The sequence below is a fragment of the Alishewanella sp. HH-ZS genome, from assembly GCF_001704375.1.
GTDB lineage: Bacteria > Pseudomonadota > Gammaproteobacteria > Enterobacterales > Alteromonadaceae > Alishewanella > Alishewanella aestuarii.
Genome location: NZ_LZEJ01000022.1, coordinates 31,836 through 48,872, shown reverse-complemented (window position 1 = coordinate 48,872; position 17,037 = coordinate 31,836). Strand labels below are relative to the sequence as shown.

Annotated in this window: 13 protein-coding genes; 3 read left to right on the top strand and 10 right to left on the bottom strand. The window is 52.0% G+C overall.

Annotated features, from left to right (window positions below; translation table 11 throughout):
• Positions 1-66: 66 nt before the first annotated feature.
• On the top strand, positions 67-2,568 hold the full coding sequence (locus tag A9165_RS10325; RefSeq protein WP_008609018.1) for a penicillin-binding protein 1A: 2,502 nt from the start codon (positions 67-69) through the stop codon (positions 2,566-2,568).
• A 60-nt stretch (positions 2,569-2,628) separates the two neighbouring features.
• Here A9165_RS10325 and argH read toward each other — a convergent pair whose 3' ends face one another.
• From argH to metB, 8 genes are all read right to left on the bottom strand, one after another.
• Positions 2,629-4,014, bottom strand: a complete 1,386-nt coding sequence (gene argH / locus A9165_RS10320) for an argininosuccinate lyase (RefSeq protein WP_008609019.1) — start codon at positions 4,012-4,014, stop codon at positions 2,629-2,631.
• A 3-nt stretch (positions 4,015-4,017) separates the two neighbouring features.
• Positions 4,018-5,232, bottom strand: coding sequence for an argininosuccinate synthase (locus A9165_RS10315; protein WP_008609020.1), 1,215 nt, complete (start codon positions 5,230-5,232; stop codon positions 4,018-4,020).
• 8 nt (positions 5,233-5,240) lie between these two features.
• Positions 5,241-6,155: an ornithine carbamoyltransferase gene (locus A9165_RS10310; protein WP_008609021.1), complete on the bottom strand. Its 915-nt coding sequence runs from the start codon at positions 6,153-6,155 to the stop codon at positions 5,241-5,243.
• A 60-nt stretch (positions 6,156-6,215) separates the two neighbouring features.
• A complete protein-coding gene (gene argB / locus A9165_RS10305; protein WP_008609022.1) occupies positions 6,216-6,980 on the bottom strand; it encodes an acetylglutamate kinase in 765 nt (254 codons plus the stop codon).
• Complete coding sequence (gene argC / locus A9165_RS10300) at positions 6,977-8,005, bottom strand: N-acetyl-gamma-glutamyl-phosphate reductase (protein WP_008609023.1); 1,029 nt, start codon at positions 8,003-8,005, stop codon at positions 6,977-6,979. The genes argB and argC overlap by 4 nt, the downstream gene beginning before the upstream one ends.
• 141 nt (positions 8,006-8,146) lie before the next feature.
• Positions 8,147-11,056, bottom strand: coding sequence for a ligand-binding sensor domain-containing diguanylate cyclase (locus tag A9165_RS10295; protein ID WP_008609024.1), 2,910 nt, complete (start codon positions 11,054-11,056; stop codon positions 8,147-8,149).
• Positions 11,057-11,205: 149 nt separating this feature from the next.
• The gene (locus A9165_RS10290; protein WP_065955810.1) at positions 11,206-12,312 is read right to left on the bottom strand and encodes an aspartate kinase; all 1,107 of its coding nucleotides are present in this window, start codon (positions 12,310-12,312) and stop codon (positions 11,206-11,208) included.
• An 11-nt stretch (positions 12,313-12,323) separates the two neighbouring features.
• Positions 12,324-13,496, bottom strand: coding sequence for a cystathionine gamma-synthase (gene metB, locus A9165_RS10285; RefSeq protein ID WP_065955809.1), 1,173 nt, complete (start codon positions 13,494-13,496; stop codon positions 12,324-12,326).
• A gap of 180 nt (positions 13,497-13,676) precedes the next feature.
• On the opposite strand from metB, the gene metJ reads away from it, so the two are divergent.
• Positions 13,677-14,012 carry a met regulon transcriptional regulator MetJ gene (gene metJ / locus A9165_RS10280; protein ID WP_008609027.1) on the top strand — a complete coding sequence of 112 codons (336 nt, stop codon included), beginning with the start codon at positions 13,677-13,679 and terminating at the stop codon, positions 14,010-14,012.
• Positions 14,013-14,080: 68 nt separating this feature from the next.
• Here the strand turns inward: metJ and A9165_RS10275 are convergent, their stop codons facing one another.
• Positions 14,081-15,325, bottom strand: coding sequence for a malic enzyme-like NAD(P)-binding protein (locus tag A9165_RS10275; RefSeq protein ID WP_065955808.1), 1,245 nt, complete (start codon positions 15,323-15,325; stop codon positions 14,081-14,083).
• A 447-nt stretch (positions 15,326-15,772) separates the two neighbouring features.
• On the opposite strand from A9165_RS10275, the gene A9165_RS10270 reads away from it, so the two are divergent.
• Positions 15,773-16,675, top strand: coding sequence for a tetratricopeptide repeat protein (locus A9165_RS10270; RefSeq protein WP_065955807.1), 903 nt, complete (start codon positions 15,773-15,775; stop codon positions 16,673-16,675).
• A gap of 93 nt (positions 16,676-16,768) precedes the next feature.
• Here the strand turns inward: A9165_RS10270 and rpmE are convergent, their stop codons facing one another.
• Entirely contained in the window at positions 16,769-16,981 is a 213-nt protein-coding gene (gene rpmE, locus A9165_RS16595) for a 50S ribosomal protein L31 (protein WP_008609030.1), read from the bottom strand.
• Positions 16,982-17,037: the final 56 nt, after the last annotated feature.

Below are 17,037 nucleotides of genomic sequence, written 5' to 3'. Positions count from 1 at the left end.
CTACTATTTGGCACAGTTATTTAGCAGTGAAATTACCAAATTGGGAGTTAAAGTTGGGGTCGCATCGTGTCTTGGTTTAAAAAACTGCTTATTTTTGTTTTTGTTGCCTTTTTGCTCGGTGTCACCAGCATCACTGCGACCTATTTTTGGTTGAAAGATGATTTACCTGATGTCGCTACGTTAAAAGATGTCCGCTTACAAACCCCGATGCAGGTGTTTACTGCTGATGGCGAATTGATTTCGCAATTTGGTGAGCAACGTCGGATCCCATTACGCCTGGACGAAATGCCCCCGCTATTGATTCAAGCCTTCCTGGCCACCGAGGACACCCGTTTTTACGAGCACCCGGGTATCGATATTATCGGTATAATGCGGGCCGCGACCGTGGTTGCCACCTCTGGCGAGCTCAGCCAGGGCGCCAGTACTATTACCCAGCAGCTAGCCCGAAACTTTTTCTTAAGCCGCGAAAAGAAGCTGATCCGTAAAATCAAAGAAATCTTTTTGGCCATTCATATCGAGCAATTGCTGACCAAGGACGAGATCCTGGAGCTCTACCTGAATAAAATTGAGTTGGGTCATCGCGCCTTTGGGGTGGGAGCCGCGGCTCAGGTGTACTTTGGTAAAACGGTACAGGAACTCAGTGTTGACGAAATGGCGATTATTGCCGGTCTGCCTAAGGCGCCATCGGTATTAAACCCGGTACGTTCAGCCAGTAACGCCCGTGCCCGTCGTAACGTTGTGCTTGGCCGGATGCTGGACACTGGCGCTATTGATCGCGCCACCTACGACGCGGCCATCGCCGCCCCGGTGACCAGCCGGTTACATGGTGCCCAGATCACCGCCTCCGCTCCCTATATCGCCGAAATGGTGCGCCAACAAATGGTTGACCGTTTTGGTGAAGAAGTTGCATACACTGAAGGCTTTCGCGTTTATACCACTATCAATAGTAAAGATCAGGCCATTGCCCGCCGGGCTCTGCAACAGAATTTGTACGACTATGATGAGCGTCATGGCTATCGTGGTCCGGTCGCCGAATTGTGGCAAAGTCAGTTGCAGCAAAGCGATGCTGCAGAGCCGGTATTTACCGAGAAGAACCGACCTGAGCCTGCGGAAATCAATGCTTACCTGGACCGCCAGCAAGGTATTGAGGACCTTATTCCGGCTATCGTATTAGACGTGAAACAGCAAAGTGCCATGGTGTTGCTAAAAGGCGGCCAACTGCAGGAGCTGTCATGGGATGGCCTGAAATGGGCCCGTAGCTTTATCACCGATGAGCGTCAGGGCACGGCACCGAAAACAGCGGCGGCGATCCTGAAACCCGGCCAGCACATCCTGGTACGGCAGCAGGATGAGCTCTGGCGCCTGAGCCAGCTCCCAGCCGCCAGCAGTGCCCTGGTGGCCATCGATCCAAAAGATGGTGCTATCCGCTCTTTAGTCGGTGGCTATAGTTTTGCGCAAAGCCAGTTTAACCGGGTAACCCAGGCTAAACGTCAGGTAGGCTCCAATATCAAACCCTTTATCTATTCTGCTGCGCTCGAGCATAACTATACCTTAGCCAGCTTAATGAACGATGCCCCTATCCACCACTGGGATGACGGTGCCGGTATTGCCTGGCGGCCACGCAACTCGCCAGCAGTCTATGACGGGCCAATCCGGATCCGCGAAGCTCTGGCGAAATCGAAAAACGTTGTTTCCATCCGCTTATTGCGCGGTATCGGTATCGACGCCACTATCGAACAGTTACTAAAATTTGGCTTCAGCGCCGCCGATCTGCCCCGCAACGAGACACTGGCCCTGGGCTCTGCCTCGTCGACGCCGTTGGAAGTCGTTACCGGTTATGCTGTCTTCGCCAATGGCGGCTTTCTGGTACAGCCTTATGTTGTCGACAAGGTACTGAATGCCGAGGATAAAGTCATCTTTCAACATCAGCCGCTGTTAGCTTGTGAAGCTTGTCCGGAAACGGACGGGGAAACGCCGGCTCAGGCCGCGCCACGGGTGATCTCAGCGCAAAACGCCTTTTTAATTGCCGATGCCTTAAAGAGCAGTATCTGGGGTGGTGGCGACTGGCGCCAGGGCACCGGTTGGAATGGTACCGCCTGGCAGCTACAAAACCTGCGCCGTCGTGATCTGGCGGGTAAAACCGGTACCACCAATGATTCGAAAGATACCTGGTTCTCTGGTTTTAACAGTGATCTGGCGGTAACCAGTTGGGTCGGTTTTGATGACGCTAACCGCAGCCTCGGCCGGGCATTGTGGAATGCCAATCTTGGTCGGGAGCAAAGCGCCGGAGCTGAGTCCGGTGCCCGCACCGCCATGCCAGCCTGGCAGAGTTTTATGCGGCAGATCCTGCCTGCCTATCCGGAAAAAACCGTTACGCCACCGGTCGGTATTTCGTCAGTGCGAATTGATCTGACAACCGGGCTGTTAAGCCGCAGCACTGACCATACCAGCAGTTTTGAGTTCTTCAAACTTGGCACTGAACCGACGCAATACGTATCCGGTAGCGTACCTCAGGTGCAATTTGGTGAGAACAATCAACAAAAGCAGGAACTGGAAGAGCTGTTCTAAGCATACTTTCAGAGCATAAAAAAACCGGCAACGCCGGTTTTTTTATGCTTGCTGCGCACACTAATGACTAACAGTATCAAACCATTGCTGTGCCAGTTTTAACTGCTGTAATACCTGCACCGGCGCTGTACCACCATAGGCGGCACGTTTGGCCAAACCAGCTTCAATGGTCAGTGCAGCATAGACGTCATCGGTAATAAGCGGGCTGACCTGCTGCATCTCAGTCAGTGGTAATGCTTCGAGCGCGACCTTAGCCGCTGAAGCTTTTAACACCAGCGCTCCCGACAGCTCATGCGCGTCACGGAACGGCACGCCCTTGGCTACCAGATAATCAGCCAGATCCGTCGCGTTGCTATAACCCAGCTCGGCGGCCCGACGACATTGCTCTGTATTCACCGCTAAATGGGGTAATACCGTTGCTAACACCAGCAGAGATTGCTGCCAGGTTGCCATCAGGTCAAAAAAGCCCTGTTTGTCTTCCTGCATATCTTTGTTATAGGCCAAAGGTAAGCCTTTCAGCACATGCAAAATGGCGACCAAATGTCCGAGTACGCGGCCGGTTTTACCGCGCAGTAACTCAAATACATCCGGGTTTTTCTTTTGCGGCATCAGCGAAGAACCGCTACTGATGGCGTCTCCCAGTTTAAAGAACGCCGCTTCACCCGAGCAGAAGAAGATCACATCTTCCGACAAACGTGATAAATGCGTCATACACAAGCTGGCGGCAGCGGAAAGCTCCACCACATAATCGCGATCTGATACCGCATCCAGACTATTGGCTGCTGCCTGGGAAAATCCCAGACGCTGTGCCAGTGTATGTCGATCCATCGCCACACCAGTACCGGCCAGTGCACCACAACCCAGCGGACACACATCTAAGCGTGCAACAGCGTCATCTAAGCGACTCAGGTCACGTTTAAACATCTCGACATAAGCCAATGCCCAATGCGCTACTAAAACCGGCTGGGCGCGCTGCAGATGAGTAAAACCCGGCATCACGTCGCTACCGGCTCGCTCGGCAAATACCAGCAAGGCTCTGAGTACTGATAATAACGCCTGTCGCACATAGCCAGCATTTAGCCGGGTCCATAACCGCAGATCGGTAGCAACCAGATCATTACGGCTGCGTCCGGTATGTAACTTCTTCGCCACCGCGCCCAGTTTAGCGGTAAGCTGGGCTTCTACCCAGCTGTGAATATCTTCTTCCTGAGTTTGCAACGGTAACTTCGGATCCGCCTCAATCGCCACCGCTAAGTCAGCCAAGCCGGTATCCAGTTGCTGCGCTTCCTGCTGATTGATAATACCGGCTTGCAACAAACCGGCGGCCCAGGCACGCGAAGCCGCGATGTCCTGCAGCGCCAGTTGATAATCAAAACTCAGCGAATCGTTAAAATCGCGGAACTCAGCCAGTGTCGCTTCGGTAAAGCGACCACCCCACATCGCCATAACTTAATCCTTCTTCGCGTGCAGCGCCCGGATCCGGCTGGCCAGACTGTACAACCGGATAAAGCCTTCAGCATCTTTCTGGTTATAGACTTCATCACCTTCAAAGGTAGCAAAAGCTTCAGAGTACAAACTATTCGGCGAGCGACGTTTGGCCACAGTGACATTACCTTTATACAACTTGACCACTACATCACCGGTCAGCTGCGCCGCTAAGGAGGTGGCAGCGGCCAGTAAGGCGTCTTTTAACGGTGTAAACCAACGGCCATCATAGACCAGCTGGGCAAATTCCAACCCAACCTCTTCGCGATATTTTAGTGAGGTGCGGTCATAAACCAGCGCTTCCAGGCCTTTTAGTGCCGCCAGAATAATGGTACCGCCTGGTGTTTCATAACAGCCACGGGACTTCATACCAACTAACCGGTTTTCGACGATATCAATCCGGCCAACACCATGCTCGGAGCCAACGGCATTTAACAGCTCAATAGCTGCCACCCCATTCATGGCCTGGCCATTAACCTTTTTCAGCTCACCGGCTTCGAAGCTCAACTCTACATATTCGGCTTTATCCGGCGCCTGCTCCGGAGATTTGGTCCACATCCAGATTTGGTCAGATGGCTCATTCCATGGATTTTCAATTTCGCCGCCTTCATGCGAAATATGCCACAGGTTAGCATCGCGGCTGTAGATTTTAGTGGCAGAAGCCGTGGTTGGGATCTTCTTCTCGGCCAGATAATTTAACAGCGATTGCCGGGAGTTAAACTCCCACTCCCGCCAGGGCGCGATAACTTTTAACTGCGGTGCCAGAGCAGCAAAAGCACCTTCAAACCGCACCTGATCATTACCTTTACCGGTACAACCATGACAGAGCGCATCGGCGCCCAGCTCCAGTGCCAGTTTGACCTGAGCACGGGCAATCACTGGCCGCGCCATTGAGGTGCCAAGCAAATACTGGCCTTCATAGACGGCGCCGGTTTTTAAAGTTGGGAAAATCACTTCGTTTACCAGCTCTTCGCGCAAGTCAACAACATAGCAGCTGCTGGCACCCGAATTAATGGCCTTCTGCTCTACGCCGGCCAGCTCTTCATCGCCTTGGCCAACATTGGCGACGAAAGCGATGACTTCACAGTCATAGTTATCTTTTAACCAGGGTACAATGGCCGAGGTATCTAAACCGCCAGAATAAGCCAGTACCACTTTTTTAACATTCTTTACGCTCATTACCAACCTCAACTAAATAAACTGACTAACACAGCATTTTGCGCATGCATCCGGTTTTCCGCCTGCTGCAATGCCAGAGAAAATTCACTGTCCAGCACCTCGCTGGTCACTTCCTGACCGCGATGTGCCGGCAAACAGTGCATAAAATGTTTTACTGCCAACCGTTGCATGGCGGCAGTATTAATTTGATAAGGTGCAAAAATACGTTGTACCTGCGCCGGATCGGCTTTATTCCCCATCGACACCCAGGTATCGGTATAGATCGCATCCGCACCGGCGGCTGACGACAAATGCTGACTGAGTGTCAGCTTGGCGCCGCTATGCTGTGCCAGCTCCTGTGCCTTTAACAGTACATGGGCATCAGGACCAAAGCCCTGTGGCGTCACGACTGTCAGATCCATGCCCATAATGGCGGCGCCCAACATCAACGAATGACAGACATTATTGCCATCGCCAACAAAGGCCAGATGCACTTTACTCAGGTCACCATATTGCTCTTTTAAGGTCAGTAAATCGGCCAGTGCCTGACACGGATGATAGAGATCACTCAGCGCATTAATCACCGGTTTTTTACTGCTTAGCGCCAGCTGTACCAGCGTTTTTTGCGAGTAAACCCGTGCCACTATCGCATCGGTCCAGCAAGCCAGATTGCTGCCAAAATCCTCTACCGACTCACGCACGCCCATGGCACCGTTTTGCTGATCCAGATAGACACTGTGGCCACCGAGTTTGTAAATACCAACATCGAAACTGACACGGGTACGCAGCGAGGGCTTTTCAAACAACAGCGCAATGCTGCGGCCCTTTAATGCCTGCTGGTAATCCTGCGGGTTTTGTTTGATATTCAGCGCTAACTCGAGCAGCGCCTTAAGTTGTGTCTGATCCAGTTCAGCTAAACACAGCAGCTGGGTTAATTTACTCATAAAACACACGTATCCGCTAAGCGGTTTCCTTATACTGTGGCGCTAAGCTGCGCCCTGAGGTTAATACATAATGCAGGTGCCGACTGGCTTATCCTGCATCAGGTTTTGTAAATCTTCCGGATGCTGCCAGCCGGCGACAACGATATTGCTTTTAAGTGCCGCAGCTGTTTCCAGCGCCGCATCCAGTTTGACTTTCATGCCGCCCTTGATCACTCCCTGTGTCACCAACTCTGCCGCTTGCGTCGTGCTTAAGGTTGGGATCAGTTGCATCTGGGCATCTAAAATGCCCGGCACATCGGTCAGTAATACCAGTTGGCCCTTAACCAGCTGACAAATCGCCGCTGCAGCCAGATCCGCATTTACATTTAATAACTGCCCCTCGGCACCTATACCAATAGAGCTAAATACCGGGGTAAAGCCTTGCTGTAATAACAGGTTAAGTAAGGTCGGCTCAGCTGGCTTTGCGATACCTACCGCCCCCAGTTTAGTGTTAACACTAAACTGACAGCTGTTACCGGCTGACAAATTCAAACCAACGGGGTTTAAACCCGCTAATATCGCGCGGCTGACCATTTCGGCATTGACAGCACCATCCAAGGCACCGGTTATCACTGGCATTTGCTCAGCCGGTGACACCCGCTGACCATCAATTTTTTCGGTACTAAAACCAAATTTCGCCAGCCACTGATCAACCTGGTCACCGCCACCATGCACCAGCACCACCGGTCGCTGCTGTTTAATGTTGGCACATACCGCTAACAAGGCATCCAGCGCCGCTCTGTCTTGTAACAGGCGGCCGCCCATTTTTAATACCACGGGCTTCATGCGACAGCTCCTGCAAATAAACCGGCCGTTTCCGGTTTGCCAAAACGTACGTTCGCTGCTTGCATGGCCTGTGCTGCCGCGCCTTTTAACAGGTTGTCGATCGCCGACATAATCACCAGTTGTTCACCATCCTGTTGCCAGTAAAGGTCACAGAACGGAGTGCCGGCAACATCAGCCACATTAGGGGATTTATCGGTAAAGCGGATCAGCGGTTTACTGGTATAGGCCTGGGTAAAGGCCGACTTGACCTGCTCCGCACTGACACCAGGGTTCAGGTTCACCACACAGGTGGCCAGAATGCCACGTTTAAAATTACCCAGATGGGGGGTGAATACCACTTTACGGCCAAGGTTCTGCTCAATCTCCGGCCGGTGACGATGCTTGAAGAAACCATAGGCATTCAGGCCGACTTCGCAGAAAGAGGTGGTCAGGCTGGCTTTACGGCCTGCGCCCGATACACCGCTGGTCGCGCTGATCACCGGGATACAATCCGCCGCAACCAGACCGGCCTTTAATACCGGTAATAACGCCAGTGAACAAGCGGTAGGATAACAGCCGGGTACCGAGACCAGATCACCCAGCGGCTCAGTTTGCCATTCCATTAACGAATAGACGGCTTGCTCGAGTAATTCCGGATGCTGATGGACATAGCCATAGTACTGCGGATACAGCTCTGGCTGCTTTAAGCGAAAGGCGCCGGACAGGTCAAACACCTTAATCCCTTTGGCCAGCAGTTTAGGAGCCACCTCTTCACTGGCCTCATGCGGTAATGCCAGAAATGCTACCTCGATATCCAGCTCAGGGATCAGGCTATCCTGCCAGGGTTCCACCAGAATATCGACTTGACGGGCAAAACGCGGATATAAGCTGGCCAGCGGTTCAGGATCGCGGCCGCCAGAAGCGAAAGCATAACTGAGTTCAAAATAAGGGTTTGCGCTAAGTAAGGCACAGAGCTCTGCACCACTGTAACCAGCGGCGCCTAATACCGCACTGCGGATTTTCGGGGATTTTGAAATATCAGACATGAAATACTCTTACTAACTAAAACACAGGCTACCAGTTATAGCACAAACTGGCGCCTAGTGTAGTGGGATGGATATGCATAATCAAGAATTATTATGCTGTTTTTTTGAATTTTTATACGAAAACTGCAAGCTGGGACCTGCTCAGGAAGCAGTCTGTTGTGGCAGATCGGCCAGTACCAATTTGTTCCGCCCCTCGCGTTTTGCCTGATAAAGTGCATGGTCAGCATTCAACAATAATTGCGATAGATCTAACTTGTGGTTACTGGTTAAGCCAATACTAATGGTGATCCTAAGGTCGCTGGCAATATCGGATAAATCCATTTTCTCGATTTTTTGCCTCAGGCGTTCACAGACTTCTGCCGCATCCTGCAAACTGGTAACAGGTAATAGCATGGCAAATTCTTCACCGCCCCACCTGGCCAGTAAGTCGATGCTACGGCTTTGTTGTTGCAATACTGCCGCAACCCGCTTTAACACCTCATCACCGACCGCGTGCGATAATTGATCATTAACCCGCTTAAAATGGTCCACATCCAGCAACGCCAAACATAAGGTTGTCTGGTAGCGCTGTGAACGCAGATATTCGTGTTGTAGGGCTTCATCAAAAGCACGACGGTTTGCCAGGCCCGTTAGCGCATCCTGTCTGGCTAATAACTGTAACTCTGAGGTCTGCTCAGCGACCAGCTTACGCAAGCGCAGCTCGCTGTGACGCAGGCTGCTCAGGCGCCAGCGGATCGCCAAAAACAGACTGCCAGCCAACAATACTAATAACAAGAGTTGAAAACCGCCGCGCTGCCACAGTTGGGGCAGTAAGGTGAACTCAACAATCGCCTCATTTTTACTCCAGTCACCACCGGGATAAGCAGCAGCAACCCGGAAACGGTAGGATCCCGGTGGTAAGTTGGTGTACTCAGCACTGATGGCGGCGCCACGGTTTACCCACTGACTATCAAAGCCTTCCAGCAGAGTGCGGTATTGGATCCGTTGCGACATCACATAACCCAAACCGGCATATTGAAACTCAATACGGTTTGTACCCGGAGCCAGCCGGTGCGTTTGCCGCAGTGCCAGCGACTCTCCATCGACAATTAGCTCTTCAACAACGACGGGAGGGGTTAGCCGCGCGAATTGTTGCAAGCGCTCTGGCTGCACCCGGCTAACGCCCATGGAGGTCGCGATCCAAACCGAACCATCATGGTGCACCGTTGCAGCTTTGGCGGAGCCACCATTGGCCTGAGCACTGGCCATGCCATCACTCTCGCCATATAACTCAATATCAATCCAGCCCCGCTGTCCGTTAACGATTTCCAGCGCTTGCTGCCGGTTTAGCCTTAATACACCGCGATTACTGCTAACCCAGAAATGCCCTTGTTGGTCTAATACCAACTGGAATAACTTATCAAACGGCATGCCCTGCGCCCGGCCTATCATGCTGATTTTATCGGTCTGTAAGTGATATGCCAGTAACCCACGATCGGTACTCATCCACAATAAGCCAGCTTCTTTATCTTCGGCAAAACCAAAGGCGTAATCAGCGTCATCGAAACGACTCAGATCTAAACGCTGCAACTCACCTGTTGCAGACAGCACTGCAACACCGGCCCCGCTACCAATAAAGATCCGCTGATCGGAACTCTGATACAGCCCCATTATAAAGGGGCTGGGCAGGCCCTGTTCCCGGCCATACAGCTTATCACCGGCAGCGCTCAGCCAGACAGCTCCAAGCGCCGTACCAACCCAGACACTGCCATCTGCCAGCGGCAATACCGCCCGCACCTCGTTCGCCGGCAAGCGGTTGTCAGCATGAAAATGTTGTACGACCTTGTCGTCGCGAAGCTGGACCAGGCCATCGGCATAGGTACCGGCCCACAAACTGCCATCAGGCCCCTCGGCCAGGCTCAATACTGACTGACCGACACTGACAGTACTTAAATCTAAGCGGCTTAATTTGCCATCGCAGTAACGATTTAATCCGCCGCTGCTGCCAATGTACAGACAGCCATCGGAATGCGATAACACAGTCCGGACAAAGTTACTGGCCAGGCCCTGCTCGGTAGTAAAGGTACTGAAAGGAGCATCACGCAAGCGGAATACACCGCCGTTAGTGCCAACCCAGATACTATTCTCTTTATCCAGTAACAGCGCCAGTACCCTGTTATTCGGTAAGCCCTGGCGGATATCCAGCTGCTCGGTCACGCCACGGGCTTGCCGGAATAATCCCCGATCAACGGTACCGATCCATAAAATATCCGGGCCTTGTGGCAATAATGACGAAACCGGCACATTGGCCAATAAGGATAGCGGCTGAGCCTGCGGGTCGCTCAGTGCAAAAAGTCCGCGCTCAGTACCGACCAATAATTCATGCTGCCGCTCAAGTAGCGCAAATACCGGGGTACGTTGTAACTCGGCGGAAGCAACCTGTTGGATCTGCAGATCCGGATCCAGGAATACCAGCCCATCCGAGGTACCTACCCAAATCCGGCCAGTCGCGTCTTCCAGTAAACTATGTACCTGCTCTGAGGGCAAGCCATCAGCCCGGTGCCAGACCCGGCGCTGGCCAGCTTCATCCTGCAAATACAAGCCTTTACCTTCAGTGGCGATCCACAATCGACGCTGACTATCCAGCAGCACCCGGTTAATCAGTACCCCCAGCGGCGGATAGGCGTGCCAGACACCATTGCTAACTTTGACTAATCCGCCGCGGGAACCGGCAATCCAAAGATCTTGCTGCCAATCGACATGGAAAGTTCTGACCCCGACATCCGGTAAGCCAGTTTCCGGACTACGGTCAAAAATTTTGAATTCGCGGCCATTGTAACGCGCGACACCTTCCCAAGTGCCAAACCATAAATAGCCATCTGCGGTCTGAGCCAGCGCATTAATGGTGTTGTGGGGTAAGCCATCTCGGGTATTCAGGCTTTCTTTAAAATAATTATCCAGCGCCGGCACCGGGCCGGGCTCGGAATGAAATTTGGCAGGGGTAGCGCCAGCGCCGGGCGCGATGGCCAGAAAGATGCACAACAACCAGCAACACAGGTGCAATAATGGCATGCAGATAATCCATTCATCCGTTGCAGCAGGCAATACTGCCGTTATGCTCAGATTACCTGAGTTTTAGCTTAATTGCCAAGTCATACCAGCATTTAGGGCGTGTTGACGTTCGCTGCTTGTTTTTTCCGCAAAGATTAACACGCCTTAGACTAACGAACAGACTTCACTAACTCCGCTAAGTCTGCATGCAAACCACCGGCCGTTACCAACAGGCCGGCGCCCGGACCTTTCAGCACCAGCGGGTTCTGCTGATACCAGTCAGATGTGATAACAAAGATATTGTCACAGGGTGCCAATGCAGCCAGCGGCGCCTTGTTGTCCACAGCAACTAAACGGACACTGGCCTGTACCTGCCCGTCAGCTAAGCGCAGACTGGCGGCGTAACGCAGCACCTTATTTTCGGCAGTTGCCTTAGCATAAGCCTCAGCCAGCATCAGATCCAATTGCTGACGCTGACGCCAAAATCCGGCCAGATCACCGTCTGCTAACCCGGCAGGTAACAGTGGTTCCAGCTCAATATCCGCTAATTCTAACTCTGCACCCAGCTCACGAGCCAATACCAGCAGCTTACGCTGGACATCTTTACCAGAAAGATCATCGCGTGGATCTGGTTCGGTATAGCCCAGCTGCTGTGCTTGTAACACCAGTTCAGAAAAGGCTGTAGTACCATCATACTGACACAATAACCAGGATAGCGTACCAGAAAATACCCCGCTCACCTCGCGGATCTGATCGCCACTTTGTAATAACTCCTGCATCACCCGCTGTACCGGGATCCCGGCACCGACGGTGGTGTTACTCAACCAGCGTAAACTACTAAGCTCCAATGCCTGCAGGATCTGCTGATATTCAGAACCCGGCAAGGTAACACCTTGTTTATTGGCACTGATCAGATGACAACCTGCGGCGATAAAGGCCGGATAGAGCCTGGCAAAGTCCTGACTGGGTGTGATATCAATCAATACCTTGGGGCTGGGCAGTGCTGCCAGATAGGCAACTAAACTTGCCTGCTGATAAGGCTTGGCATCGCTAAAAGCACTGGACCAAGCCTGACTCTCGATGGTATCGCTGAGTAAGGCTTGGCGCGAGTTCAGGATAGCGCAAAGATTAAGTCTGATCTGGCCGGCAAAGCGTTGTTGCTGCGATGCCAGTAATCGTAAAAATTCGGCGCCGACCTTACCGGTACCGGCGACCACGATATTGAGCGTTGTCAAAGGCGCTGCGACACCCGATTTTACTTGCTTAAAATCACTCATGCTACTTCCACTTACTGCTGTTGTACCGCAGCCACGGCATCCAGTGCCAGAGCTAAATCGGCAATAAGATCCTGGGCTAATTCAATACCAACCGACGCCCGAATCAGTGTTGCCCCTATCCCGGCAGTGGCCTGGGCCGCTGCGTCCATAGAGGCATGGGTCATGGTCGCAGGATGACAAATCAAACTTTCCGTCCCGCCTAAAGACTGCGCCAGCGTGAAGTAGCGTAAGTTACTGAAAAAGGTGGTCAGTAAGGCTGGCGGGGCGCTTAACTCGAAGCTGCACATGGCGCCGAAGCCAGATTGCTGGCGCTTAGCAATCTGATGGCCGGGATGATCCACCAGGCCGGGATAGTACACCTTACCAATCAGCGGGTGTTGTTGCAGAAAGGCCACCACCTCGGCGGTATTCTGCTGCTGCAACTGCAAGCGAGGGGTCAGAGTCCGCAAACCACGTAAGGTTAAATAACTATCAAAAGCGCCTGCTGTGAGGCCAAGGCAGTTCGCCCACCATTTCAACTCGTCACCGCAGGCTTGCGTTTTACAGATCACCGCACCACCAATCACATCGCTGTGGCCATTAATAAACTTGGTGGTCGAATGCACCACCAGATCGGCCCCCAGTGCCAACGGCCGCTGTAATGCCGGCGACAGGAAGGTGTTATCTACCACGACCTTTGCGGTCAGACTTTTTGCCAGCTGGCACACCGCAGCAATATCAGTGATTTGCAGCAAGGGGTTGCTCGGTGTTTCCAGCCAGATCATCGCCGGTGCCGCCCGCTTAATCTGTTCAGGCCAATCCGGCTGTTGAAAATTGACAATCACCAGCTGGAACGCCTGCTTCTTCTGCGCCAGATTAGTAAAAAGACGGTAGCTGCCACCGTAGCAATCATGTGGGATCACCAAGGTATCAGCCGGGGTCAATAACTGCAGCGCTAACAGACACGCCGACATTCCGGTATTGGTAACAATGGCTTTGGCACCACCTTCCAGCTCCGCCAGGGCTTCACCGAGAATATCGCGGGTAGGATTATTCGAGCGCGAATAATCATAAGGACCGGGCTGACCAAAGGCCGGCAACTGATAAGTCGAGGTCAGGTAAAGGGGCGGCGTGATGGCACCGAAGGCGGTATCTTCAGCGATACCTGCCCGGGCGCTAATCGTAGCGGGATGGCGATGACTCATGCTTTAACTCTTTTAGATGTTTAGACGTCTAAAAGTATATTCATTATTAACTGGAAGTCAAACCATTTAGCCGTCTATAATCTTTATTTGTTGCACACTATTTGACTCACCGACAGAAAGCAGTAGAATTCCCGTTTTGCGCTACGCTGCAAAACAAAAATTAACGACAAGGGATCCCTTATGGCTAAGTGGAATGGTGAATATATTCACCCCTATGCAGAACACGGTAAAAAATCAGAACAAGTTAAAAAAATTACCGTCTCGATACCGCTGAATGTTTTAAAAGTTTTAACCGATGAACGTACCCGCCGCCAGGTCAATAATCTGCGGCATGCCACTAACAGTGAGTTACTGTGCGAAGCTTTCCTGCATGCTTTTACCGGTCAGCCGCTACCGGCAGACGACGACTTGCGTAAAGATAATCCACATCAAATCCCGGCTGAAGTCAGACAAATCCTGACCAGCATGGGTAAAGAAATTCCGGTGATTATCGAAGCCGACAGCGATGAAGAATAAATAACGCTAACCGGTTCGCAATAAAAAACCGCCTTTCGGCGGTTTTTTATTTACTGGCAATCATACTCTCAGGCATCAAAGTAGGCTGCCGGCATCGGGATCCTGGCTACCCCTGAGCTGACTGCCGCTTCAGCTACCGCACGGGCGACCCGTGGTAATAACCGGGGATCCATAGGCTTCGGAATAATGTAGCCTTTACCAAACTCCAGACTACTAACTTTAGCCGCCAATAGCACTTCCTGCGGTACCGGCTCCTTGGCAATAGCCCGGATCGCCTGCACGGCTGCCAGCTTCATCTCATCATTAATCACACTGGCGCGCACATCCAATGCACCACGGAAAATAAAGGGGAAGCACAGCACGTTATTCACCTGATTCGGATAATCCGAGCGCCCGGTAGCCATAATCAAATCACCACGCTCGGCGTGCGCCAGTTCAGGTTTAATCTCTGGATCCGGGTTGGAACAGGCAAAGATCACCGGCTTATCCGCCATCAGGCTTAATGCTGCCGGCGGCAGGACATCGGGACCGGAAACACCAACGAAGACATCAGCACCCTGCAACGCATCTTCCAGGGTCCTTTTATCGGTATTGTTCGCAAATAGCTGCTTGTACTGGTTCAAATCTTCACGCCGGGTATGGATCACCCCCTTGGTATCAAGCATATAGATATGCTCACGCATAGCGCCGCACTTGATCAGCAGCTCCATACAGGCAATGGCAGCCGCGCCGGCACCCATACAAACAATAATGGCTTTGCGGATATCTTTGCCCTGGATCTCCAGCGCGTTTAACAGGCCGGCAGCAGTGACAATAGCGGTACCGTGCTGGTCATCATGGAATACCGGGATATTACAGCGCTTAATCAGTTCCTGCTCAATCTCAAAGCACTCCGGCGCCTTGATATCCTCCAGGTTAATACCACCAAAGGTGTCAGCTATATTGGCGACCGTGGTAATAAATTCTTCAGTAGTGCGGTGCGATACTTCAATATCAATTGAATCCAGGCCGGCAAAGCGTTTGAATAGCAGCGCCTTACCTTCCATTACCGGCTTTGACGCCAGATGGCCCAGGTTGCCCAACCCCAGGATCGCCGTGCCGTTAGAGATTACGGCGACCATATTGCCTTTGGCAGTGTATTTGTAAATGTTGTCCGGATCTGCGGCAATTTCACGCACCGGTTCAGCCACACCGGGGCTGTAAGCCAGTGCCAGATCGGTAACGGTTTCGGCAGCTTTGCTGATTTCGATACTGATTTTCCCTGGGCGAGGTTCTGCGTGATAACGCAGCGCTTGTTCTCTGAAATCTGACATTCCAATTTTTTCCTGAGTAAGTGTAGGTACAGACTACGGCACTAATTTATAGGTTTTTTGTTATACAGCGGGCCGGTGGTCGGCTCATTCTAATGAGCTCTGATCTGGAAAAACACTGAAATCGTGCTGGACGTACCAGACTAAGGCAGTAACGTCATTACGACTTTGGTATAATTCGTAACCAGTTATAACAAGAAAATGCTCAGCCGCCAAGAGTTCTGGACATCCAATTATCTGCGCTGTGTTCTGCTTAGCAGGCGCTGACGAAGGATTTAACAGGCGAGCGCAGTTACTCAAACCTGGAATGGAACGCAAATTTGGCTGCGCCAGTTGCTCACATTATGTTAACCGACACACTTGTTTACAATCTGCTTCTGACCAAAACTTGACCCTCAGCCGTATGTAGCTAAAATCGACACCATTAACTGTTTTTTAACCAGAGGTTTTATGAAAGCGCTACTTTTAGCAGCCCTGTTGTGCAGCACTGCATCCCTGACTTTATATTCAAATACCAGTTATGCCAGCGCGGCGGATAATGACCGGGTATGTGCCGATACCGATTGCAGTAAAGAACTGCGCCGACTGATCAGATTGGCGCGAAGCGGCAGCGGTGATGCAGCAGCATTGGTAGCAATGGCTCACGCGACCGGCGATGGTCTGGAGCAAAGTAACGAGCAAGCCATTCGTTATTTGCGGATGGGCGTGCGCCAGCGCAACGCTATGGCGGTCTTTCTGATGTCCGACTGGCTTAGAAATGGTTTTATGCTGGAACAAGATCTTGCTGAGTCGCAACGTTTGCTTGATCTGGCCGTCGATCTAAAATATGCCCCGGCGCAATATGCTAAAGCGGTACAACTGCTGCAGGCTGAGCAGGATGACCAGTTGCCGGAAGCGATTAATCTACTGGAGTTAGCCACAGAGCAGCGACTGGCCAGTGCCATGTTGCTGTTGGCACAGTTAAAACAACATGGCGCCGGTGTCGAGCAGGATCTGCCGGGCGCCGCCGAGCTATACCGGAAGTTAGTGTTGGCCGGACAGGTATCCGCCCGTCCTTACTTGCAGGAAGTGACAGCTCTACTCGCTGCTGATCAGCAACACCAGACGTTGGTTGATGAATTACGGCAAGTCGAGAATATTGAAGTGATCCGGGTAACAGACCAGGCATTACAGGCTAATAATATGCTGGAAGGCATTGTCAGAAGGTTAACTGCCACCGGACAGTACGACAGCCGCTCGGTAGGAAGCCGGATCCGGGGCGTCAGCTGCGACCAAAGTGGCAGTAACTGCGGTGTTATCCGCCCGGATAGCAGCTCTGGCTCAATTTCTGAAGCCCTGGCGGGTGGCAAGTAAAACAAGTAACAAATGCTGAAACCTATGCTCTCGCTGAGCATAGGGCATAAAAAAACCGGAGCCAGGCTCCGGTTTTTTCGTACTTGGTACCGATTAACGGTTGCCCAGTACAGAGAAACGCTTCTTGAAGCGGTCAACACGACCACCAACATCCAACACTTTCTGCTTACCGGTATAAAACGGGTGGCAAGCTGAGCAAACGTCCAAGTGGATGTCTTTGCACAGAGCTGAACGGGTTTTGAAGGTATTACCGCAAGTACAGGTTGCAGTAATTTCTTTGTATTCCGGGTGGATACCTGGTTTCATGGGTTACCTCGTTAGGCCGTATCGCCATCTGGTCGCATTTTTTATCGCCAGACACC